At 73.4% G+C, this 23,138-nt stretch carries 19 protein-coding genes; 12 read left to right on the forward strand and 7 right to left on the reverse strand.

Annotated elements, in window-relative coordinates; genetic code table 11:
* Positions 1-225 precede the first annotated feature (225 nt).
* From AAHZ94_RS35705 to AAHZ94_RS35740, 8 genes are all read left to right on the forward strand, one after another.
* Entirely contained in the window at positions 226-756 is a 531-nt protein-coding gene (locus AAHZ94_RS35705) for a GNAT family N-acetyltransferase (protein ID WP_349997768.1), read from the forward strand.
* A 166-nt stretch (positions 757-922) separates the two neighbouring features.
* A complete protein-coding gene (locus AAHZ94_RS35710; protein ID WP_349997769.1) occupies positions 923-2,311 on the forward strand; it encodes an acyl-CoA dehydrogenase family protein in 1,389 nt (462 codons plus the stop codon).
* A gap of 179 nt (positions 2,312-2,490) precedes the next feature.
* The gene (locus tag AAHZ94_RS35715) at positions 2,491-3,936 is read left to right on the forward strand and encodes an acyl-CoA dehydrogenase family protein (RefSeq protein ID WP_349997770.1); all 1,446 of its coding nucleotides are present in this window, start codon (positions 2,491-2,493) and stop codon (positions 3,934-3,936) included.
* 302 nt (positions 3,937-4,238) lie between these two features.
* On the forward strand, positions 4,239-5,831 hold the full coding sequence (locus AAHZ94_RS35720; protein WP_349997771.1) for an ABC transporter substrate-binding protein: 1,593 nt from the start codon (positions 4,239-4,241) through the stop codon (positions 5,829-5,831).
* A gap of 35 nt (positions 5,832-5,866) precedes the next feature.
* On the forward strand, positions 5,867-6,832 hold the full coding sequence (locus AAHZ94_RS35725; RefSeq protein WP_349997772.1) for an ABC transporter permease: 966 nt from the start codon (positions 5,867-5,869) through the stop codon (positions 6,830-6,832).
* A complete protein-coding gene (locus tag AAHZ94_RS35730; protein ID WP_349997773.1) occupies positions 6,825-7,982 on the forward strand; it encodes an ABC transporter permease subunit in 1,158 nt (385 codons plus the stop codon). Before AAHZ94_RS35725 ends, AAHZ94_RS35730 begins: the two co-directional genes overlap by 8 nt.
* Before the next feature lie 59 nt (positions 7,983-8,041).
* On the forward strand, positions 8,042-9,190 hold the full coding sequence (locus AAHZ94_RS35735; RefSeq protein ID WP_349997786.1) for an ABC transporter ATP-binding protein: 1,149 nt from the start codon (positions 8,042-8,044) through the stop codon (positions 9,188-9,190).
* Positions 9,183-9,839 (forward strand): ABC transporter ATP-binding protein, encoded by a 657-nt coding sequence (locus tag AAHZ94_RS35740; RefSeq protein WP_349997774.1) that lies wholly within the window; start codon positions 9,183-9,185, stop codon positions 9,837-9,839. The genes AAHZ94_RS35735 and AAHZ94_RS35740 overlap by 8 nt, the downstream gene beginning before the upstream one ends.
* 171 nt (positions 9,840-10,010) lie before the next feature.
* Here AAHZ94_RS35740 and AAHZ94_RS35745 read toward each other — a convergent pair whose 3' ends face one another.
* The 3 genes from AAHZ94_RS35745 to AAHZ94_RS35755 all read right to left on the reverse strand — a co-directional run bounded on the left by AAHZ94_RS35745 (position 10,011) and on the right by AAHZ94_RS35755 (position 14,255).
* Positions 10,011-11,414 carry a family 2B encapsulin nanocompartment shell protein gene (locus tag AAHZ94_RS35745; RefSeq protein ID WP_349997775.1) on the reverse strand — a complete coding sequence of 468 codons (1,404 nt, stop codon included), beginning with the start codon at positions 11,412-11,414 and terminating at the stop codon, positions 10,011-10,013.
* 71 nt (positions 11,415-11,485) lie between these two features.
* On the reverse strand, positions 11,486-12,898 hold the full coding sequence (locus tag AAHZ94_RS35750; RefSeq protein WP_349997776.1) for a family 2B encapsulin nanocompartment shell protein: 1,413 nt from the start codon (positions 12,896-12,898) through the stop codon (positions 11,486-11,488).
* Positions 12,899-13,016: 118 nt separating this feature from the next.
* On the reverse strand, positions 13,017-14,255 hold the full coding sequence (locus AAHZ94_RS35755) for a phosphodiester glycosidase family protein (protein ID WP_349997777.1): 1,239 nt from the start codon (positions 14,253-14,255) through the stop codon (positions 13,017-13,019).
* A 216-nt stretch (positions 14,256-14,471) separates the two neighbouring features.
* Here AAHZ94_RS35755 and AAHZ94_RS35760 point away from each other — a divergent pair, with 216 nt between their 5' ends.
* Positions 14,472-15,335, forward strand: a complete 864-nt coding sequence (locus tag AAHZ94_RS35760; protein WP_349997778.1) for a phosphatidylinositol-specific phospholipase C/glycerophosphodiester phosphodiesterase family protein — start codon at positions 14,472-14,474, stop codon at positions 15,333-15,335.
* Positions 15,336-15,586: 251 nt separating this feature from the next.
* Positions 15,587-16,075, forward strand: coding sequence for a GNAT family N-acetyltransferase (locus AAHZ94_RS35765; RefSeq protein ID WP_349997779.1), 489 nt, complete (start codon positions 15,587-15,589; stop codon positions 16,073-16,075).
* A 279-nt stretch (positions 16,076-16,354) separates the two neighbouring features.
* Here AAHZ94_RS35765 and xylB read toward each other — a convergent pair whose 3' ends face one another.
* The 3 genes from xylB to AAHZ94_RS35780 form a co-directional block, all read right to left on the reverse strand.
* Positions 16,355-17,797, reverse strand: coding sequence for a xylulokinase (xylB, locus tag AAHZ94_RS35770; protein ID WP_349997780.1), 1,443 nt, complete (start codon positions 17,795-17,797; stop codon positions 16,355-16,357).
* Between the two features lie 146 nt (positions 17,798-17,943).
* The gene (locus AAHZ94_RS35775; protein ID WP_502964890.1) at positions 17,944-18,813 is read right to left on the reverse strand and encodes a YceI family protein; all 870 of its coding nucleotides are present in this window, start codon (positions 18,811-18,813) and stop codon (positions 17,944-17,946) included.
* A 356-nt stretch (positions 18,814-19,169) separates the two neighbouring features.
* Positions 19,170-20,435, reverse strand: a complete 1,266-nt coding sequence (locus tag AAHZ94_RS35780; protein ID WP_349997782.1) for an MFS transporter — start codon at positions 20,433-20,435, stop codon at positions 19,170-19,172.
* A gap of 73 nt (positions 20,436-20,508) precedes the next feature.
* Here AAHZ94_RS35780 and AAHZ94_RS35785 point away from each other — a divergent pair, with 73 nt between their 5' ends.
* Positions 20,509-21,477, forward strand: a complete 969-nt coding sequence (locus tag AAHZ94_RS35785) for a LysR family transcriptional regulator (protein WP_349997783.1) — start codon at positions 20,509-20,511, stop codon at positions 21,475-21,477.
* Positions 21,478-21,541: 64 nt separating this feature from the next.
* Here AAHZ94_RS35785 and AAHZ94_RS35790 read toward each other — a convergent pair whose 3' ends face one another.
* Positions 21,542-22,501 (reverse strand): MBL fold metallo-hydrolase, encoded by a 960-nt coding sequence (locus AAHZ94_RS35790; RefSeq protein ID WP_349997784.1) that lies wholly within the window; start codon positions 22,499-22,501, stop codon positions 21,542-21,544.
* 51 nt (positions 22,502-22,552) lie between these two features.
* Here AAHZ94_RS35790 and AAHZ94_RS35795 point away from each other — a divergent pair, with 51 nt between their 5' ends.
* The gene (locus AAHZ94_RS35795; protein WP_349997785.1) at positions 22,553-22,939 is read left to right on the forward strand and encodes a MerR family transcriptional regulator; all 387 of its coding nucleotides are present in this window, start codon (positions 22,553-22,555) and stop codon (positions 22,937-22,939) included.
* Positions 22,940-23,138 lie beyond the last annotated feature (199 nt).

Genomic DNA, 23,138 nt, shown 5'->3' on the forward strand with positions numbered 1-23,138 from the left:
GGAGTCTCGGCGGCCGCGGCAGATGGGTAAAAGAGCCAGCGACCCGCAGAGGCCGGCGGCCCGACCCGCGGGGGCCGCGGGCCGCAGCCGGGCACGGCGTCCGTGTTACCCGGGCCCGGTGGCGGCGCGCGCACCGACGACCGGCCCGACCATGCGGCGGCGAACCGCTCCACGCCGCCGAAACGTGCTGGCGGCGGGCCGGCCCCCGCCGTAGGGTCAGCCGGCATGGTCGGTAGCCAGCACGACGCGTACGCCATCCCCGAACTCGCCACCGACATGGCCGGATTGACCCTGCACGGGCTCACTGCCGAGCACGTCGACGCGTACTACGCACTCGTGGACCGCAATCGCGAGCACCTCACCCGACACGGCGACTATCAGGAACTGGCCGCAGCGGACCAGGCGGCGGCACACGCCGAACTCCGCAACGACCCCCGCCCGTCGCTGCGGTGCGGCATCTTCGCCGGCGGCGTGCTCATCGGCCGGATCGACCTCGTGGCGGTCGATCCGCCCAAGTACGGCTTGGGGTACTGGCTCGACCACGGCGCGACCGGGCACGGCTACGCCACGACGGCCGGTCGCGCGTTGATCGCCCATGGAGCGGCCGTACTCGGTGCCACCGACGTGTTCGCCGGCGTGACCCACGGAAACGACGAGAGCAGCGCCGTGTTGACCCGCATCGGCTTCGAGGTCGCCGAGGTCTTCGCGACCTACACCCGGTACCACCGCTCCCTCGCCACCCCGCCCCGTGCGTAATCCGTCCGCTGGTTGGGGCCGTCCGTCGATCCGTACGTGGCCTACGGCGACCTGAACCGCGGGCCGCTCAACGACCCGTAACCCAGGGCCGATCAGCGGGGACGGCGCGCGCTGATGCCGGTGCGGCCGGCCGTATCGTGGGCGTCCCCGGCCTGGAGGAGGATCGATGAGCGTGGATCGCACCGCGCCCGGCGCGCTCGCCACGGACGCCCCGCCCGATGCGGGCGGCGTCGCCGACGAACCGGTGGAAGCCGGCCAACTCGGCGACAGAGTCGATGAGTTGCTCGCCGCGCACGACCCGGCGGCGACCGCGCGGCTCGACTTCCTGCGGGCCCAGTTCGATGCCGGCCTCGCCTGGGTGCACTACCCGGTCGGGCTCGGTGGGCTCGGCGCGCCGCGTGCGCTCCAGACGCTGGTGAACGACCGGCTCGCCGCGGCCGGCGCGCCCGACAACGACCCGCGGCGCATCGGCATCGGCCTCGGCATGGCAGCGCCCACCATCCTCCGCTACGGCACCGAGGAGCAGCAGCGCCGGCTGCTGCGCCCGTTGTGGACCGGCGAGGAGGTGTGGTGCCAACTCTTCAGCGAACCCGGCGCCGGCTCCGACCTCGCCGCCCTCGCGACTCGGGCGGTCTACGAGCCCGCTGTTGGTGCCGGTGCCGGTGCCGGTGCCGCTGCTGGTGATGGTGCCGCTGTGGGTGACGGTGACGGTGACGGTGACGGCGCCGAAGGCGGGAGCCGTGCCGGCGGTGACGGTCGGGGCGGCGCCGCGGCCGGTACCTGGCTGGTGGACGGGCAGAAGGTGTGGACCTCAAGCGCCCACCTCGCGCGCTGGGCCATCCTCCTCGCCCGTACCGACCCCGACGTGCCCAAGCACCGCGGCATCAGCTACTTCATCTGCGACATGACCGACCCGGGCGTCGAGGTGCGACCGCTGCGCCAGATGACCGGGGAGGCCGAGTTCAACGAGGTGTTCCTGACCGGCGTGCGCATCCCCGACAGCCACCGCATCGGGCCCGTGGGGGAGGGGTGGCGGGTGGCACAGACCACGCTGATGAACGAGCGGGTGGCGATCGGCGGCGGCAGCCTGCCCCGCGAGCACGGCATGATCGGCGTACTCGCCCGCACCTGGCGCGACCACCCGAAGCTGCGCACCCACGAGTTGCACCAGCGGCTGCTGCGACTGTGGGTGGAGGCCGAGGCCGCGCGGTACGCCGGCGAACGGCTCGGGCAGCAACTGGCCGTCGGCCAACCCGGCCCCGAGGGTTCGGCGATGAAGCTCGCCTTCGCCCGGCTGAACCAGGAGATCAGCGGCCTGGAGGTGGAACTGCTCGGCGAAGCCGGACTGGCCTACGACGACTGGAGCATGCGCCGCCCCGAACTCGTCGACTTCACCGGCCGCGAGGCCGGCTACCGCTACCTGCGGGCCAAGGGCAACTCCATCGAGGGCGGCACGTCCGAGGTGCTGCTCAACATCATCGCCGAGCGCGTCCTCGGCCTGCCGCCCGAACCGCGCACCGACAAGGACGCCGCCTGGAAGGACCTGCCGCGATGACCAGCCGAGCCCCGAACGCGCCAGGGTCGAACGCGCCCCGCACACCCGGACCGGCCGCTCCCGCCGGATCACCCGCGCCTGTCGGGTCAGCCGTGCCTACGACGCCCACGCCTGCCGAGTCAGCCGCGCCTACGACGCCCACCGAGCCTGCCGCCCCGATCGCTCCCGCCGGACCAGCCGTGCCCGTCACCCCCGCCGTGCCGGCCACCTCCACCACGCCAGCCGCCCCGGGCCCCGGCGCCGCGGCCGTGCCCGACCTGCTCTACCGCGAGCAGGAGGAGGACCTGCGGGCCGCCGTGCGCGCACTGCTCGCCGACCGCTGCCCCGCGTCGGCCGTGCTCGACCACATCGCCACGGACCGCACCCACGACGTCGACCTGTGGCGCACGCTCGCCGTCGACATCGGCGCCGCGGGGCTGCTGGTCCCCGAGGCGTACGGCGGACAGGGCGCCGGCCCGCGCGAGGCCGCCGTGGTCCTGGAGGAACTCGGGCGCGCGGTCGCCCCCGTGCCGTACCTCACCAGTGCGGTCATCGCCACCCAAACCCTGCTGACCTGCGTTGAAGCCGTGACCACGACGGTCCGGGGCGGCGCCACCGACGGCCGCGGCACCACACCCGAGCCGGGCGACCGGGTGGCCCCCACCGCTGCGCCACCCGCCCACGACCCCGCCGCCGCGCCGGCTGACACCCTCGCCACGCCTGCCGTCCCGGCACCGGCCGCACCCGCCGCACCCGTCAAACCCACTGCACCCACTGCACCAACTGCACCCGCCGAACTGACCGCATCAGAGGAGGCCGCCCCAGCCACCGAAGCCGCCACCCTGCTCGCCGCCCTCGCCGCCGGCGAGCGCATCGCGGTCCTGGCCGTGCCCCTCTCCCGGGCGCCGGGCGCAGGGCAGGCGCCCTCGGTACGGGCCGCCGCCGACGCCACCCTGACCGGCGAGGTCAGCAGCGTCGCCGACGCGCTCGCCGCCGACGTGCTGCTGGTGCCGGCGCACGGCCCGGGTGGCACCGAGCTGTACGCGGTGGAGACCGCAGGCCAAGCGGCCGACCGGCTGCGCCGCGACCCCATCACCCCGCTCGACCTCACCCGCCCGCTGGCCCGCATCCGCTTCGACGGCACACCCGCCCGCCGCATCGCGGGACCGGGCACCGCCGACGCGGCGATCGAGGCCGGCCTACGGACGGGGGCTGGCCTGCTCGCCTCGGAACAGCTCGGGCTGGCCGAATGGTGCCTGGCCGAGACGGTCCGCCACACGGGGGAGCGGCACCAGTTCGGCCGCCCGGTCGGTTCCTTCCAGGCGCTCAAGCACCGGATGGCCGGGCTCTGGCTCGACCTCGTATCGGCCAGGGCGGCGGCCCGCGCCGCCGCGGACGCGCTGGCCACCGGCGCCGCGGACGCACCGATCGCGGTGGCCGTCGCCCAGGCGCACGGCGCGCGGGTGGCCGTGCACGCCGCCCACACCTGCGTCCAGCTCCACGGCGGCATCGGCATGACCTGGGAACACCCCGCCCACCTGTACCTCAAACGAGCCAAGAGCGATGAAATCGCCCTCGGCACCCCGGGGCGCCACCAGGAGGCCCTGGCCGCCCTCATCGACCTGCCGGCCCCGCCGGCGACCTGACCGAAAGGCACCGCTGGGCCCCGCGCCCCCACCCGGCGCGCGGGGCCCCTGCGTACGCCCGCCGACACACCGGTGCCGCCCCCGAGCCGTACCGTACGAGCACCCGTGACCAGCCGCTTCCTGCTGGGGCGCGGCCGACGGCCGATGTGGCCGGCCCATCCGGCGGCGGGTCGGCTGACCGTTCTGCCGCCTTCCGTGATCGCCACGGCGTTGGCTGGGAACCCCCTCTGGGCGTCCCGTTCCGCATGTTGTTTAATTGCGACCGTTTCGCAGTAACGGTTGATCTTCAACAGAGGTGGGGCATGACGGCGCGGACGACACGGACCCTGACCGCCGCCGTGACGGCGGGTGTCCTGACGGTGGGCGCGGCAGCGTGCTCCAACCCGGACGGCGGCAAGAGCGACGGACCCAAGGACGCGGCCGTCGTCGGCATCGCCTATGAGCCCGACACGCTGAGCCCGCTCCTCGGCTACGGCAAGGACGGCAACTCCAAGATCTTCGACGGGCTGCTCACGCACGACGCGAAGATGCAGCTCAAGCCGGCCCTCGCGGCCAAGCTGCCAGAGGTCTCGGGCGACGGCCTGAACTACACGTACACGCTGCGCGACGGCGTGCGCTTCAGCGACGGCGAGCCGTTCACCGCCGACGACGTGGTCTTCACCTACCGCACCATCCTGGACAAGAAGACCAACAACGCGTCCAAGACCGAACTCGACGCGATCAAGAGCATCGAGAAGAAGGACGAGAAGACGGTCGTCTTCCGCCTCAAGTACCCCTACGCGCCGTTCGCCGAGCGGACCGTACTGCCCATCGCGCCCCAGCACATCGCCGGTAAGCAGGACGTGAACACCGGCGCCTTCACCACCAAGCCGATCGGCACCGGCCCGTACCTGCTCAGCCGCTGGAGCAAGGGCGAGAAGCTCATCTTCAAGGCGAACCCCACCTACTGGGGCGGCGAGCCGAAGATCAAGAAGTTCACGATGGCCATCATCAAGGACGACGACGTGCGCGCCACCCGGCTGCGCTCCGGCGACCTCGACGGCGCCATCCTGCCGCCCAACCTGGCCGCCACCTTCAAGAGCGACAAGGGCCTGCACACCCTCACCGCCACCACCTACGACTACCGCAACGTGACGCTGCCCACCGGCAACCCGGTCACCGGCGACCGTGCGGTGCGCCGCGCCCTCGACATCGCCGTGGACCGCAAGGCCATGGTCGACGGCATCCTGGACGGCGCGGGCCGCGCGGCCTACGGCCCGGTGCCCACCGACAGCGAGTGGTTCACCAAGGGCACCGAGCGCCGCCACGACCTGGCCGGCGCCGAACGCATCCTGGACGAGGCGGGCTGGAAGCGCGGCAGCGGCGGCATCCGCACCAAGGACGGCAAGCGCGCCTCCTTCACCCTCTGGTACCTCACCGGCGACAAGCTGCGCCAGGACCACGCCCTCGCCTACGCCTCCGACGCCAAGAAGGCCGGCATCGAGATCAAGGTCCAGTCCGGCACCTGGGAGGTCATCGAGCCGCGGATGAAGCAGGACGCGGTGCTGGCCGGCGGCGGCAGCCCGGCCGACCCGGACTTCGACCAGTACACGCTGCTCAACTCCGCACTCGCCGGCGACGGCTTCAACAACATGGCCTCCTACGCCAACCCGACCGTAGACAAGGCGCTGTCCGACGCCCGCCGCAGCGGCGACAAGGCCCAGCGCAAGGCCGCGTACGACACCATCCAGCGGGCCCTGGTCAACGACCCGGGCTACACCTTCCTCACCCACATCGACCACCTGTACGTCGTCGCCGACCGATGGGCCCCGCTGACCACCCAGGTCGAGCCGCACGACCACGGCCTGGCCTCCGGCCCGTGGTGGAACGTCGAGGACTGGCGGCCGAAGAAGTGACGCGAACCCGGCGCCCGGGCCTGCCCTGGCTACCGATGGCACGGCTGGTCGGGCGCCGGGTGTTGTTCGCCGTACCCGTCCTGCTCTGCGTGACCTTCGGCGTCTTCGCCATCGCGGCGGCCTCCCCCTTCGACCCGGTCAAGGCGTACGCCGGCACCGCGGGGCTCACCGCCTCCCAGGAGAAACTGGACCAACTGCGCGCCAACCTCGGCGCCGACGACCCGTTCGCCGTCCGCTGGTGGGACTGGCTGACCGCGGCCCTCACCGGCGACCTCGGCGACTCCACCTCGCTGCGCCAACCGGTGGCCCAGGTCATCGCCGAACGCATCGGCTGGTCCAGCCTGCTGTGCGCGGTCGCCTTCGCCGTCGCGGTGCTCGGCGGCACCGTGCTCGGGGTGCTCGCGGCCCGGCGCCGCGGCGGCCTCTACGACCGGGCGATCACCTTCCTGTGCTACACGCTGGAAGCGGCCCCGCCGTTCTGGCTCGGCCTGCTGGCCGTGTGGTTCTTCGCGCTCAAGCTCGACGCGCTGCCCGCCGGCGGCCTCACCGACACCGCCAGCGAGGTCACCACCGCCGGCCAGGTCGGCCACCACCTGATCCTGCCGGCGGCCGTGCTCGCCGTGTCGCAGTTGCCCTGGTTCGTGCTGTACGTGCGCCAGGGCGTCGGCGACGCGCTCGAAGAGGACCCGGTGCGCGGCGCCCGCGCCCGCGGCCTCGGCGAAGGCACCGTCCTCTTCGGCCACGCCCTGCGCTCGGGAGTGCTGCCCGTCCTCACCCTCATCGGCTCCCGCGTCCCCGAACTGATCACCGGGGCGCTGCTGATCGAGACCGTCTTCAGTTGGCCCGGCATCGCCTCCGCCACCGTCGAGGCGGCCACCAGCGTCGACTTCCCGCTGCTCGCCGCCCTCACCGTGCTGGCCACCCTGGCCGTACTGGCCGGAAACCTGCTCTCCGACCTGCTGTACGGCCTCGCCGACCCCCGGGTGGGATTCGATGGCTGACCACGCGCCCAAGACCGGGCCTGACACCGAGTCTCAGACCGGCCCCGACACCGGGTCTCAGGCCGGGCCTGACACTGAACCCAGCACCACGTCCGGGGCCACTGAGCCCGGCACCACCTCCGCGACCGAGGCCAGGACCAGGCCCGCCCCCGAAGCTGCCGCCGCACCGCACGCGAAGGTCGCCCCGCACGCCGAGGCCGTACCGCACCCCAAGACCGCTACGCGCGCCAAGGTCGCACCCACCACGACCGGCCGCCCCGCCACCGAGCCACCGCCGGCCGCGAGCACCCCCCGCTGGCGCGCCTCCGCCCACGGCGCGCGCCGTGGTAGCCACGCCCTACGGCTGCGCCTGAGCGCCGCCCTGGTCGCGCTCATCGTGGCCACCGTGCTGCTCGTACCGCTCTTCTTCCCGCTGGACGAGCAGGCCGTCAACCTGCCGGACAAACTGCTCGCCCCCTCGCTCGACCACCCCTTCGGCACCGATGACGTCGGCCGTGACCTGCTGCTGCGCTGCATCTACGGGCTGCGCGTCTCGCTCCTGGTCGGCGTCGTCGCCGCGCTCGCGGCCACCGTCATCGGCACCGCCGTCGGCGCGCTCGCCGGGGCCGTCGGCGGCTGGGCGGACCGCGTGGTGATGCGACTCGTGGACATCTTCTCCTCGGTGCCGCACCTGCTGCTCGGCATCTTCATCGTGGCCATGTTCCGGCCCGGCGTCTGGCCCGTGGTGATCTCGGTCGCCCTCACCCACTGGCTGTCCACCGCCCGCATCGTCCGCGCCGAACTCCTCTCGCTGCGCACCCGCCCGTACGTGGAGGCCGCCATCTCCGGCGGGGCCTCCCGGCTCCGGGTCACGGCGCGCCACCTGCTGCCCGCGGTGCTGCCGCAGGCCGGGCTCGCCGCCGTGCTGATGGTGCCGCACGCCATCTGGCACGAGTCCGCGCTCTCCTTCCTCGGCCTCGGCCTGCCCAGCCACAAGGCCAGCCTGGGCGCCATGGTGCAGGGCGCACGGAGTTCGCTGCTCGCCGGCGACTGGTGGCCCACCCTCTTCCCCGGCCTCCTGATCATCATTCCCACCCTCGCCATCGCCGGCCTCGCCAGCGTCTGGCGGGACCGCATCAACCCGCGCCGCCGATCGGAGCTGACGCTGTGACAGGGCCCGACCGGCCTTCCCCGGTCCTCGCCGTCGACGGCCTCTCGGTCCGCTTCCGGATGCGCGGCGGCGGGTACGTGGCCGCCGTGTCCGACGCCACCTTCGCGCTGCACCCCGGCGAGTGCCTGGCTCTGGTCGGCGAGAGCGGCTGCGGCAAGTCCGTGCTGGCCTCCGCGCTCCTCGGCCTGCTGCCGGGCAACGCGGAGACGGCCGGCACCGCCCACCTCGCCGGCACGGCCGACGCCCCGCCCGTCGACCTCATCGCGGCCGACGAGCGCGAACTGTCCCGCACCATCCGCGGCCGACGGGTGGGCCTCGTGCCCCAGAGCCCGTCCGCTCACCTCACCCCGGTCCGAACCGTACGGGCCCAGTTGGAGGAGACGGTACGGGCGCTCACCGGGACCCGCCGGTCCAAGCTGCGCCCGGCGGCGGAGGCCGCGGCCGACCGGGTCGCCTTCCCCACCGACCACCTGGACCGCTACCCGCACCAGCTCTCCGGCGGCCTGGCCCAACGCGCGGCGACCGCCCTGGCCCTGGTGGGAGACGCCGCACTGCTCCTCGCGGACGAACCGACCACTGGCCTGGACCGCGACCTGGTGGAGCGCACGGTGGACGAACTGCGCCGCCACATCGCCGCCGGCCCACCCGGCACGAACGGGACCACGGCCCCTGCCTCCCTCACCGGGCGCGATGCAGTGGACGGCCCCGCCGCAGACGCCCCACCCACCCTGACCGCCCCGCCCGGGCCCACCGCGCGGGAGTCGGCCGGCGCAACGGCCACCGCGGAGCGGACCGCGACGGACCACTCCGTCCCCGCGGCCCGTGCGCTGCTCATGATCACGCATGACCTGGTCGCCGCCGAGCGCATCGCGGACCGGGTGGCGGTGATGTACGCCGGCCGCATCGTCGAGATCTCCGCCGCCCGCGACTTCTTCGGCACGCCGGGCCCCCGGCACCCCTACGCCCGCCGGCTGCTCGACGCCCTGCCCGAGCGGTCGTTCACCCCGATCCCCGGCATGCCGCCCGAACTCGGCGACCTGCCGGCCGGCTGCGCCTTCGCCCCCCGCTGCGACCTCGCCAGCGACCTGTGCGCCACTCTCCCGGTGCTACGGGACGCCGTGGCCTGCCACCACGCCCCGCCGGCCGAACCCGCCGCGCGCCCCACGCAGCCCACCGAACCGGACCCCGACGAGGCCCACCATGCTTGAGCTGCGCACCATCACGGCCGGCTATGAACGGCGCGCCCCGGTCGTCCGCGGCGTCTCGCTGACCCTGGCGGACGGCGAGGCCGTCGGCCTGCTCGGGCCCAGCGGCTGCGGCAAGTCGACGCTGGCGCGGGTTGCGGCCCTGTTGCACCGGCCGGACGCGGGCCAGGTGGTGCTGGACGGCGAGGTCGCCCGCGGCTGGCGGCACCGTGCCCCGCGCGCCCAACGCACCGCGTACGGGGTGATCTTCCAACAGCCGCGGCTCTCGGCCGATCCCCGGCTGCGGCTCACCGACCTGATCGCCGAGCCGCTGCGCGCCACCGGCCTCGGCAACGAGGCGGCCGAGCGCACCGCGGCACTGGCGCACCGGGTCGGCCTCGGCCCCGACCTCCTCACCCGCCGCCCGCACGAGGTCAGCGACGGCCAGTTGCAGCGCGCCTGCCTCGCCCGCGCACTCGCCCTGCGCCCCCGCTGGCTGGTCTGCGACGAGATGACCGCGATGCTGGACGCCTCCACGACGGCCGCGCTGGTGCACGTGGTGGAGGAGTACCGGCGCGAGAGCGGCGCCGGACTGCTCGCCGTCGGCCACGACCGTACGCTGCTCAGCCGCTGGTGCGACCGCACGGTGAGCTGGTCCGAGCTGACGGGCTGACAGCCTCGGGTTGCAGGGTTGCAAAGGGGCGCCCGGGGCGCAGGGTTGCAAGGGCGCCAGTGCCGCGTACGGGCATGACAGTGGGGCCCGGAGCGTCGCCCCGGGCCCCACCAACACCTCACCGTGAACCGCCGGCCGTTGCGACCGGAGGCTACGGACGGGGTGACCGACTCAGCGGTCGATCTCCACGTCCTCCAGGACACCGAGCGCGTCCGGAACCAGCACGGCCGCCGAGTAGTAGGCGCTGACCAGGTACGACGAGACGGCCTGCTCGTTGATGCCCATGAAACGGACATTGAGGCTGGGCTGGTACTCGTCCGGGATGCCGGTCTGGTGCAGGCCGACGACACCCTGGTCCGCCTCGCCGGTGCGCATGGCGAGGATCGAGCTGGTGCCGGTGCTGCTGATCGGAATCTTGTTGCAGGGCAGCAACGGCACGCCGCGCCAGGCCCGCACGGTGGAGCCCAGCACCTCGGTGCCCTGCGGGTACAGCCCGCGGCTGTTGCACTCCCGGCCGAACGCGGCGATCGTGCGCGGGTGCGCCAGCAGATACTGCGTCTTACGGCGCCGGGCCAGGAGTTCGTCGAGGTCGTCGGGGGTGGGCGGGCCGCTGCGGGTGTGGATGCGTTGGCTGAGGTCCGCGTTGTGGAGGAGGCCGAATTCGCGGTTGTTGACGAGCTCGTGCTCTTGGCGTTCGCGGAGTGCTTCGACGGTGAGTCGGAGCTGCTCTTCGACCTGGTTCATGGGTTCGTTGTAGAGGTCGGCGACGCGGGTGTGGACCCGGAGCACGGTCTGCGCGACGCTCAGTTCGTACTCGCGGGGCGAGAGCTCGTAGTCGACGAAGGTGCCGTCGAGCACCGGCTCACCCACGTGTCCCGAGGACACCGCGATGTCGGCCTCGCCCCGCCGATTGGTGGGCAGGTCGGGCTGGTTCGCGAAGCCCTCGGTGTGCGCGGTCAGCGACGGGTGGCGGTCGGCCACCGTCTGGAACGCCTGCCGGGGCAGCGTCAGCACGGTGCACCGGGTGACGGCCTTGACCGTGTACTCCCACACGCCGTCCTGCTCCAGCGGCGTGCGCTCACCGAAGTAGTCGCCGTCGGCGAGCACGCCGAGCACGGTCTCGTCGCCGTACTTGCCGGTGCCGATCTTGTTGAGCTTGCCGTGCGCGATCAGCACGATCCGGTCCGCGCTCTGGCCCGCCTCGACCAGCACGCTCCCCGCGTCGTACTCCTGCTGCTCGAAGGCCCCGGCCAGCGCCTCAAGCACCGGGGTGTCCGAGAAGCCCCGCAGCAGGGGCAGCTCACCCAGCTCCGGCGGGATCACCCGGACCTCGGCGCCGGTCGAGATGAACTCGACCCGGCCGTCGCCGACCGTGTACGTCAGCCGTCGGTTGACCCGGTAGGTGCCCGCCTGCACCTGCACGAAGGGCAGCACCCGCAGCAGCCACCGCGTCGAGATGCCCTGCATCTGCGGGGTGGTCTTGGTGGTGGTGGCCAGATTGCGTGCAGCCGCCGTGCCCAGGCTGAGCTGCTGCTGTGCGCCTGCGACCGCGCCGGGGTCCGCGGAAGTCGTCATCGTTCTTGCAACCTTTCTTTAAAGTCTTGCGATGTGCTGGGTGACCGCTGGAAATGTTGCGGTCGTCGGGCTCAGCGACCGATTTCTACGTCTTCGAGGACACCGAGCGCGTCGGGCACGAGTACCGCGGCCGAGTGATAGGCGCTGACGAGGTACGAAATAATGGCTTGCTCGCTGATTCCCATAAAGCGGACAGAAAGTCCTGGCTGGAATTCGTCGGGCAGCGCAGTGGGCCGAAGTCCGACCACGCCCTGGTTTTCTTGACCCGTACGCATCACGAGAATCGACGTGGTGCCCGCGTCGCTGACCGGAATCTTGTTGCAGGGGAGCACCGGCACGCCGCGCCAGGCCGGCACTGCGTGACCGTTGTAGTCGATGCTCTGCGGGTAGATGCCGTGGGCATTGAACTGCCGTGCCATGGCGGCGATGGCCCGCGGGTGGGCGAGGATGACGCTCGGGTCCTTCCACACCGTGGCCAGGAGCTCGTCGAGGTCGTCGGGGGTGGGCGGGCCGCTGCGGGTGTGGATGCGTTGGCTGAGGTCCGCGTTGTGGAGGAGGCCGAATTCGCGGTTGTTGACGAGCTCGTGCTCTTGGCGTTCGCGGAGTGCTTCGACGGTGAGTCGGAGCTGCTCTTCGACCTGGTTCATGGGTTCGTTGTAGAGGTCGGCGACGCGGGTGTGGACCCGGAGCACGGTCTGCGCGACGCTCAGTTCGTACTCGCGGGGCGAGAGCTCGTAGTCGACGAAGGTGCCGTCGAGCACCGGCTCACCCACATGCCCCGCAGACACCGAGACCTCGGCCTCGCCCTGCGCGTTGCGCGGACGCTGACCCTCGCTCAGAAACCGCTCGATGTGCGCGCTGAGCTCCGCGTCACCATCGGCCACCTGCTGGAACTCCGCGCGGCTCAGGGTGAGAACCGTGCCGCTGGTCAGCGCCTTGAGCGTGAACGACCAGGTCTGCTCGTCGCCCACCAGTGCGTCGGAACCGAGGTGCTCGCCGTCGGCGACCGTGCCGAGCGCGGTCTCGTCCCCGTACTTGCCGGTGCCGGTCTTGGCGAGCTTGCCGTGCGCGACCAGCACCACCTGGTCGGCCGGCTGCCCGGCCTCCACCAGGACCTCGCCCGGGGTGAAGTCCCGCTGGGTGAAGCGGTCTGCGAGGGCGGTGAGAACGGCGTCGGCGGCGACGTCGCGCAGCAGCGGGAGTTCCCGCAACTCCGGTGGAATGACGCGGACTTCGGAACCCGTGCTGGAGAAGGTGACCCGGCCGTCACCGACGGTGTAGCTCAGTCGGCGGTTCACCCGATAGGCGCCGCTCGACACCGGAATCCACGGCAGTACGCGCAGCAACCACCGCGAGGTGATTCCCTGCATCTGCGGAACGGTCTTGGTCGTCGTGGCGAGTTGTCGAGCAGCGCTCGTGCTGAGGCTCAACTGCGCTTGCTGACCCGCTGTATCGGCCGAACTCGATTCCACTGACGTCGTCATGCGATTGTTCACCTAACCCCGAAACGGACATGCGGGAAGATCACCCCCGCGACGATCTGAAGGTATCAGTGGATTTTGTGATCAGCATTCACTCGAACGAGTGGCATAAAGCTATGAGTTAAATCGCGGTAAATACTCCGATCCCGTTGGGCACGGGGCGTTCCGCGCCACCTGACGGGTTGTTACGCACCGTTGGCCCGGACGTGCCAGGTTCCTGCGTCACCAGCGTCGACGAGCCGCCGCCGTCGAGGTTCACCGCATCGTCCGCGCCGAGCCTCAGCATGAGGTCCGCCAACTCCGCGACGGACAACCCACTGCGGTACTCCGGGCGGCCGTCGAGCGAGAGCAGATAGACACGGTGCCCGTGGGCGCCGATCCCGGCGGCCGAGCGGACCGCCGCGGTGCCCGTGTCGAGCCCCGCCAACGGCTGCCGGTCACGGGCGATGGGGAAGCCGCCGACCGCGAAGGTGAGCCGGCCTGGCCGGGAGGCCGCGAGCTGGTGCCGGACCGTCACCCGGTCACCCACCCGGAGCGCTTGCAGCGCCGTCGCGCCCGCCTCACGCCCCACCAACACCACCGAGTCGGCGGCCACCTGCCCGCGTCCCGGCGCCGTCGTCACCGCGCTCACCCGGCCTCTGCGCACCGTCACCTCGTACGTCTGCGTACTGCACGGCGCCGCCCGGTCGGTGTCGGACCCACAGGTCGCGCGGACCCGCGAGGTCGGACCCCATGCCGCGTCGAAGGCGCCGATGCCGTTCTCCGCCAGGGCGTACTGGTTGAGCCCGCGCAGCGCCAGCGTGCCCCGCGGGGTGCGCACCGTGCCGCTCAGGTGCAGCCGGTCAAGGCGTGCGGTGTGGTCGGCGCCCACCGCGATGACGTCCTCGGTCTCGGTGCCGGTCGGCAGCTTGGGGCCGAACCGCTGGGCCCGCGGGACCGCGCCCTTGAGCCGGTGCCCCGCCGCGATGGCCGGCCCGACGGGGGCGCGGGTCGCCTCCACGCCCGGGTGCTGGGTCTCGGTGATGTTGAAGAAGTCGCCGTTGACCGCGGCCACCGCACCCCGCCGGCCGGCCAGTTGGGACAGCGGAGCGCGCGCCCCGACGGCCCCCGGATGGACGAGGTCAAGACCGAGCCCGGGAGTGCGCAGATCGATCGTGACCAGGTGCCCGTAGGCGGTGCCGTGCGAAGAGGGCACCGAGAACTCCCGGTACTCCACCCCGGGCGCAAGGCCCGTGCGCTCGGTGAACCGCGGCGCCCGGTCGACCGCGTCCGCCGCCGGCGCCGTCACCAGGCCGCCGCCCACCAGGGCCAGCCAGGCCACCGCCACACCCAGTGCCGCCCGTGCACCGCTCACCCTCATGCCCACGGCTCCTCCACCTCTCGCCTCGGCCGCCGAATTGCTGCCACAGGCTTCCCCGGGACGCGCCGTGACCACCCGGAACGTCAGGGAAATGGCCGACGGCTAGCTGCGGAACTCTCCGCGCGTCCCTGCCCCGGGGCCGCGCCTGGCCCGATACTCACTGGCGTCCGTCGTGCACGCCCGGCCCCACGCCGGGACGAAAACCAGGAGGCCCCCATGGTCCACAGCACCCGCAGAGCCTTCGTCGTCACCGTCGGCGCAGCCCTGGCCGGCGGCGTCGCCGCCCCCGCGTACGCGCACGCGCGCGGCGGCCCCCCCGGCGGCTGGGGCAAGCCCCCGCTGCGCCAGGCCCACGCCCACAACGACTACGAGCACACCCGCCCGCTGTACGACGCGCTCGCGCACGGCTTCTCCAGTGTCGAGGCCGACATCTGGCTGGTGGACGGTCAGCTCCTGGTCGCGCACGACGAGGTGGACCTCGACCCGACGCGCACCCTGGAGCGGCTGTACCTGGACCCGCTGCTGCGCCGGGTGCGGGCCAACGGCGGGCGGGTCTACCGGGGCCACCGGCTCTCGCTGCAACTGCTCATCGACATCAAGAACCAGGGCGACGCCACGTACCGGGTGCTCTCGCAGCACCTGCACCGCTACCGCTCGATGCTCAGCTTCGCCGCCGGCGGCCGGGTCTTCGAAGGCGCGGTCACCCCGGTCATCTCCGGCGACCGGGCGGCGCGGCCGGCGATGGAGGCCGAGCGGGTCAGGCACGCCTTCTACGACGGCCGTCTCGAAGACCTTGACACCGGGGTGCCCGCCTCCTTCATCCCGCTGATCAGCAGCAACTGGTCGCAGAGCTTCACCTGGCAGGGCGTGGGGGAGATGCCGGCCGTCGAGCGGGCCCGGCTGCGGCAGATCGTGGGCACCGCCCACGCGCAGCGGCAGCGGGTGCGCTTCTGGGCCACCCCCGACCTGCCGGGCCCGGCCCGCGCCGCCGTGTGGCGCGAACTGCGCGCCGCGGGCGTCGACCACCTCAACACGGATGACCTGGCCGGGCTTGAGGCGTTCCTGCGCAGCAAGCGCTGATCCGGGCGCGGCCGGCCGGGCCGTAGGGGGCCGCCGCGGCGCGTCACCCGGCCGGGCCGGCGGCCACCGGTCCCGCGCCAGAGCGGCGGCCGGCCCCTCGGCCGATGGGTAACCGTCCACCGGTCTGGCGCCCGGCGCTCTGCGGGCGCGGTCAGCAGGGGCGGCGGCTGGAGCACAGGTGCCCCGCCCCGAAGCGGTCGCCGGGGAAAAATGGCTGGCGCGACCCGGCGGAACCGGGAAGGCTGGCCGGCATGCACATCAACGTTGCCACCCCGGACGACTGGCCCGCCATCTGGCCGTTCCTCCGTGAGATCGTCGCCGCAGGCGAGACGTACACCTTCCCCCGGGACCTCGGCGAGGACCTCGCACGCGAGATCTGGATGATGGCGCCGCCCCGCCGCACCGTGGTCGCCGTGGACGACGAGGGCACCGTGCTGGGCACCGCGAAGATGAACCCCAACCACATGGGCCCCGCCGCCCACATCGCCAGCGCCAGCTTCATGGTCGATCCGCAGTATGCGGGGCGCGGCGTGGGGCGCGCGCTCGGTGAGTACGCCTTGGACTGGGCGCGCTCGGCCGGCTTCCGCGCGATGCAGTTCAACGCGGTGGTGGAGACCAACACCCGGGCGGTCGGCCTGTGGCGCTCGCTCGGCTTCGACATCATCGGCACCCTGCCGGAGGGCTTCCAGCACCCCACCGAAGGCTACGTCGGCCTGCACATCATGCACCGCCACCTCTGACCTGCCACGATGCCCGCCGGGGTGGCGGCAGTGGCCGGCCCCGGCGGGCCCGTACGGCTAGTGACGGCGGTCGGGCCCGGCCTCCTGCGGCCCGTGACCGGTACGCATCGGGCCCGGGCCCGCACGCCTCGTGCGCATCGGGCCCGGGCGGCGCGCACCGGGCGGGTGTCCCTTTCAGCGGGCCCAGCCACCCGAAGCCCGTCGGCCCAGCCGCTCCAAACACCGGGCCCCACCCACGCCCGAGCCCGGTCGAACCAGCCCGCCCCGAGCGCGGGCGGCTCAGCCCGGTCCGAGGAGCGCGCCCGCCCCGCTGAGCGTGCTCGCGATCCGCTCCACCGCCGCCTCATCGCGCGGTACGGCCGGGTACGCGGGTCCGTCCGCCGTCGACCAGCGGCGGGCCACCGCGCCCGGGTCCTCGCCGAGCAGCAGGCCGGCCGCCTGCGCGGCGGCGCCGAGCGCGACCAGGTCCCGCGCGCGGGGCCCGCGCACCGGCCGCCCGCTGAGCCGCTGGATGGTGGTGCGCCAGGCGGTGCCCTGGGCGCCGCCGCCGATCAACAGCAGCGGCGTCTGCGGGTCGTCGTCCGCGCCGAGCACCGTCTGCAACGCCGTGAGCAGGGCGTACACCGCCCCGTCGTAGGCGCCCTGGAGCACCTGACCCGCGGTCGTATCGTGACGCAGGCCGTGCACCAGGCCGGTGGCGTCGGGCAGGTTCGGGGTGCGCTCGCCGTCCAGGAAGGGCAGCACGCTGACGGTACCGCCCGGCTCCACCGCCTCGCGGTCCCGGCCGAGCAGCGTCGCGAACCGGTCGACGGCCAACGTGCAGTTGAGCGTGCAGGCCAGCGGCAGCCAGCCGGCGCGCGCATCGGCGAAGCCCGATACGGTCCCGGTCGGATCGGTGGGGCGGCGCGCGGAGACGGCGTAGACGGTGCCCGACGTGCCGAGGCTGACGACGGGCTGGGCCCTGTCGAGCCCCAGGCCGAGCGCCGCCGCCATGTTGGCGCCGGTGCCGGTCGCGCCCAGCACCCCGGGGGAGAGCGGCAGGTCGGGCAGTGCGCGTACGGTGCCGGCCGCCTCGCCCGGCTTGAGGACCGTCGGCAGCAGCGCGGCGTCCAGCCCCACATGGGTGAGGACCGCGTCGTCGTAACCCTGGCTCGCCGAGGCCCACCAGCCGGTGCCCGACGCGTCCCCGCGGTCGGTCACGGCCCGGCCGGTCAGCCGCTCGGTCAGGTAGTCGTGCGGCAGCCGTACCGCCCGCGTCGCACGGACCGCGGCCGGCTCGTGCTCCCGCAGCCAGGCCCACTTGGTGACCGTGAAGGACGGTGCCGGCACGCTGCCCAGCCGCGTCGCCCACGTCGTGGGGCCGCCCAACTCCTCGATGAGCAGGTTGCGTTGGGGAGCCGAGCGGACGTCGTTCCACAGCAGCGCCGGCCGTACCGGCTCGCCCGTCGCGTCCAGTGTCACCAGGCCGTGCTGCTGGGCGCAGACGGAGACCGCGGCGGCCTGGCGGGCGTGGTCACCGAGCTGTTCGAGTGCCGTGCACAGCGCCGTCCACCACTGGCGCGGATCGCTCTCCTTGGCCGGGCCCGTACTGACGGCGTGGGGCGCCCGGCCGCGGGCGAGCACCGTGCCGGTCGCCGCGTCGACCGCGAGCGCCTTGGTGGACTGCGTCGAACTGTCCACCCCGATGACCAGGGGTCCTTCGGGTACGGCGGTCACGGTCATGCGCCCTCCTCCGACTGGTGCCGCGGCGACTCCTGTGGATGATCGTCAGCATGGTATCCACCGGGGTGGCCGGCACCGGCCGCCGCGGTCAACGGGCGCTGCTGCGGGGGTCGTTGACCGCGACGAAGGGCTGCTCGCGGGGTTGCTCAGTCCTGCGGGACTGCCTGGATGTCGAGTTCGACCCGGATGGTCGCGCCGACCACGGCGATGCCCCGGGAGAGCATGGTGCGCCAGTCGAGGGTGAAGTCCTCGCGGTGCAGTTCCGCCACCGCGCTACAGGCGGCCCGGGTCTCGCCGCCGATGCCGGTGCCGAGCCCCAGGTAGCGGGTGTCCAGGGCGATGCTGCGGCTGACGCCGTGCAGGTTCAGGGCGCCCTGGATCGACCAGCGCGAGCCGCCGCGGTGGACGAACCGGTCGCTGACGAAGTGCATGTAGGGGTAGGCGGCGACGTCAAGGAACTCCGCGGAGCGCAGGTGGTCGTCGCGCTGGCGGACGTTGGTGTCGATGCTCGCGGTGTTGATCGCCACCTCCACCCGGGACTCCTCCATGGTCTTGCCGATCACCATGGTCCCCTCGAACTGGTTGAACCGGCCGTGCACCGCCGCCAACCCGATGTGCCGGGCCACGAAGCGCACCGCACTGTGGTCGGGGTCGATCCGCCACACGCCGGGCTCGGGGAGCGCGGGCTGCGGCGCGAGGTCCATGGCGACCGGCTCCACGGTGGTGTGCGCGCCGTCGGCGGCCTCACAGTCCCGCCGCACCGGCTGGTAGCCCTCGGAGGTGATCGCCAGGCCGTACGAACCGGGGCGGACGGTGGTGGCGAAGCGGCCGTTCGGATCGGTCTGCCCCCGAACCACCTCGCGGCCGTCGGCGTCGCGTACGGAGACCTCGGCGCGGTGCATCGGCAGCCGTACGGGGTCGAGCACCAAGCATTCCAACGCCCCGGAGCCAGGCGGCAGGGGGGTGGCCTCCCTCCCCGTGGCGCGATGACGGCGGCGGAGCAGGGCGAATGCCATTCCCTGGCCTTTCTGAAGACGTACATCATTGAAGGCGATAACACCCCATTGTGTCATCAACGCGAGTAATACCGCGCGAACGGTGATCACATCCGCGCAGTAGTCGAAGAGGTTCGAGGGTAGCGGACTTACGAATTCCACTTGACCGGTGGCCGTGTGGGTGGGGTGGGCCGTGCAGGCGTGTGGTGGCTCGTACTGCCGGACGCTGCCGGAGGGCGGACGTGGTGTGGGAGTCCGCGGGGTGCCGCGCCGGCCTCAGCCTGATGGCGGGGCGTCTCCTTGCCGGCGGGCCGCTCCGTATGCCGTACGCGCGGGCCGCTCCGTGCGCCGTACGCGCTCGGCGTCCCCGCTCGGCCTCAGGAACGGTGGGCCGCGCAGTCCACTCCCGGCCGGTCCGTGGCAGGGGGCCGCCCCCGGCCGGTGGCCTTGGTACCGGCCCGCCAGGTCCACAACGCGCCGCCGACGGCGGCCAGTACCTGCGCGAGACCGGTGGCCACCAGGACGGGGCCGACCCCGACCCACCCGATGAGCGCGCCGCCGACGAGCAGGCCGAGCGAGGACCCGCCCGAGTGCAGCACCGTCTCCAACGTGAACGCCGCCCGGCGTTCGGCCCCGCTGGTCTCCTCGCTGATCAGGGTGTTCAGGGCCGCGATGCCCCAGGGGGCAGCCGCCCCGGCCACCGCCGACAGCGCGCAGATGCCCGCCACGCCCGGCGCCACCGCGGGAAGCAGCGCGAACGCCGCCCCGAGCACGGCCCAGGAGAACACCATCAGCGGTATCCGCGGCAAGCGGTCGATGACCAGCGGGACCAGCAGCGACACCAGCACGGACGCGGCCCCGTACCCGCTCATCCCGGCGGCGATCAGCGCCCGGGGCCGGCCGTGTTCGACGCCGAGGACGGCCAGGCCCAGCGTGAACCCGAACCAGCACAGCCCGCCGACCCCGGCCATCAGGACCCCCGCGGCGATCTGCGGGCGCGAGCGCGCCACGGCCCGGACGGAGACCACCGCGGCCGGCTCGTCCGCCGCCGCCCGTTCGGGCCGCCGTGCCGCGGGCACCGCGAGCATCGCCCCGGCCGCGAGCGCGACCACGAGGCTCTCGCACCACAGCAGGGGCCGCGCGCCCCACGCCACCACGAGCCAGGCCCCGAGGGGCGGCGCGAAGATCATCGATACCCGGTGGGCCAGGTCTTGCCAGGCCAACCAGCGGGCCGGCCCCGCCAGGCCGCCCTCGGCCACGTACCCGTCGGCGAGGTCGGCGACCAGCGCCCGCTGCGCCGGGCCGACGAGCGCGCCCGCCGCCCCGGTCACCAGCCCCGAGACGCACAGCGTGGCCGCGTCGATCCGGCCGGCCAGGGCTGCCACCGGTACGACGGCGAGCCCCACCGCGTGCCCGGCCAGCACCACCGCGAGGGCCCGGCCCGAGGTCAGCCGGTCCCGCAGTCCCCGGCCCCACCAGCCCACCGTCACCAGGGGCAGCCCGGCCGCCCCGCCGACCAGCCCGGTCGCCCAGGCCCCACCCGTCTCGGCCAGCGCGACCAGTGGCAGGGCGACCGCGGTCATCCGGGTCCCGACCCAGGTCACGAACGTGATCACCGTCAACAGCAGTAGCGGTCTCCTCATGTGCTCGATCCTGGTCGGGCCGCATCACCGCAGGTAGAGAGTGGTTGCCGGGTCCCGCTCATACACTGCGGACATGACCCCCCGGCTGAGCGTCGATGACCTGCGGCTGACCGAGGCCGTTGCCCGTCACGGCTCGGTCGGCGCGGCGGCCAAGGAACTGCTCACCACCCAGCCGTCCGCGTCCCGCAGGTTGGCGGCCCTGGAGCGCAGGTTGGGGACCCGATTGTTCGAGCGGGACACGACGGGGGCGCGGCCGACCCCGGCCGGCCGGGTGCTGGCCCGGCAGGCCGCCCGGCTGCTGGCCGAACTCGCCGCGCTGCCCGAACAGGTGCTGGCGGCCACCGACGCGCCCGCGCTGGTCGTCGGCACGATCCAGGCCCTCGCCCCGATCGTGTTCACCGCCCTGGACGCGGAGTTGCCCGGCGTCACGGTCCACCCCGAGATCGACCACGGTCCCGCGCTGGTCCAGCAGCTCCACGACGGCCTCCTGGACGCCGCGATCATCACCATCGCGGAACAGACCACCCTGCCCCGCGGGCTCCGGGGCACGCTCGTCGGGAACTCGCCCCTGATCCTGTTCCTGCCACCGGGCGCGCGGCCACCGCGGCGGGGGAGGCGGCCACTGGCCGGCCAGACGGTGCTGTGCTCCACGTTCGACATGGCCACCGAGACGGTCCGGGCCAAGCTCTCCGCCCTCGGGGCGGTCCCGCGCCCCGGTCCCACGGTCGAAGCCACCCTGCACATCGCCCGCCACCGCCGGATACCGGCCCTCGTACCGCTGCTCGTGGCCCGTTGGTGGGGCACCCCACAGGACCACATCCTGCCGTCACCGGTGCCGGGCCAGGTGACGATCTCGCTGGTCACCCGGTCGCCACGGCCCGCCGCCCTGGCCGCGGCCCTGCCCGGCATCGCGCACCGCCTCCTCGGCGCCGACCCCGAGGGCGCTGGGGAACTCGCACTGGACGGGCACGCGTCCGACACGCCCTCGTCGGGCACCGCGGGGACCGTGCCCGCGCCGCCCGACACCGTGCGCGGGCGCTGACCCGCCGCCGTAACCCCGCTGCCGACCACGGCTCCGCTGCCACCCGGCATTCCCCCGTGCCCCGCTACCCGCCGTGGCCCGTTTCCGTACGCCGTGCCGTATCCGTACGCCGTGCCGTACGCGTCGGCTCGGGCCGCTGGACAGGTGCCGGGTCGTGCGAGGTGAGCAGGCGCACCGTCCCCTCGCCCGCCAGGTCGGCCAGCAGCCGTTCCGTGGCGAGCCGGGCGGTCGCGTCGTGTTGCACGGCGGCGGCGAACGCCTCTACCGCGGGCGGTGCCGCGCAGCCGAGCTGCGCGTGGTGGTAGATCGCGTCGCCCACGTGCAGCAACTCCCGGCCACCGGCGCTCTCCCCGTTCGCGGTGCCCTCCCGACCTGCCGGGTTCTCCTGGCCCCTGGCGTACTCCCGACCTGCTGGGTTCTCCGGGCCCCCGGCGCTCTGCCAACCCATTGCGTCGTCCCCGCCCCCGGCGTCCTCGATGAGGACACCGGCGTGTCCCGGCGAGTGGCCGGACAGCGCGACCAGCCGGATCGACGCCGGGAGACCGTCGAGCGTCCAGGAGTCCCGCCCCCGCCAAGCGGACGCCGGAGTGGGTGCCGGGGCCCACCGCACGCCGTGCGCCCACTGCGCGTACATGGTGTGCCCCTCGCCCCGTACGACGGCCGACCGGCACGCGCTCGTGGCGTGGACGCGGGCTGCGGGGAAGTCGGAGAGACCGCCCGCGTGGTCGCGGTGGTGGTGGGTCAGGACGATGTCGGAGACGTCCCGCGGGTCGAGCCCCAACGCGCTGACGCGGGCGAACAGCGTCTCCGCGGGGTCGAGGGCCGGGCCGACCTGCTCGATCCAGTCCTTGCCGAGCCGGAGCTCGGGCGAGTCGATGTCGCCGCGCCCGATCCCGGTGTCGACGGCGACGAGCCGGTCGGGCAGTTCGATCAACAGGCACCGGCAGACGAAGTGGGACGCCCCGAAGACGGCCGCGCCGCCGGGGACGTTCAGGGTTCCGCAGTTGAGTTCGTGGATTCGCACGCGGTGGACGGTAGAAGTTCGTGTCGACACGAAGTCAACCATCATGGGGCCATGCACACACGGCTCCTACGAATCGGCGAGGCGGCCCAGCACCTCGGTGTCTCCGCCCACCTCCTCAGACACTGGGAGGTCGAAGGCGTCATCACACCGCCGCGCACCGCGACCGACGCCCGGCGCTACGACGCGGAGGCGCTGGACGCGCTGTCGATCGCGGTCAAGTGCCAGCAGGCCGGCATGCCGCTGCGGACCATCGCCCAACTCCTCAACGGCCGCCGACACGACCGCAAGCACCTCATCGCCGCACAGCGCGACGCGATCAACGAGCAACGCGCCCGACTCGAACGCACCGCGGCCTTCCTCGACCACGTCCTGGAGTGCTCCCACCCCGTGATCCAGGAATGCCCGGCCTGCCGCGACTTCGCCGCGCCCAGGCCCTGACGCGCAGTGCGCAGCGCGCCATCGCCGCTGGTCAGCGATGGCTGGGGAGGCGGCCGTGCGGTGGGTTCGTGCTGGGTCGTGTGCTGGGTGGTACGGGCTTGGCGGCGCGGGACGACGTTGGTACGGGGCGGCGTTGGTACGAGTCCTGCGCTGCGGCGCGACGGGGTGACGAGGAGACGGGGTTGCGCGCCCGGCGGCG

Source organism: Streptomyces sp. HSW2009 (assembly GCF_040240285.1).
In the GTDB taxonomy this organism is placed as follows: domain Bacteria; phylum Actinomycetota; class Actinomycetes; order Streptomycetales; family Streptomycetaceae; genus Streptomyces.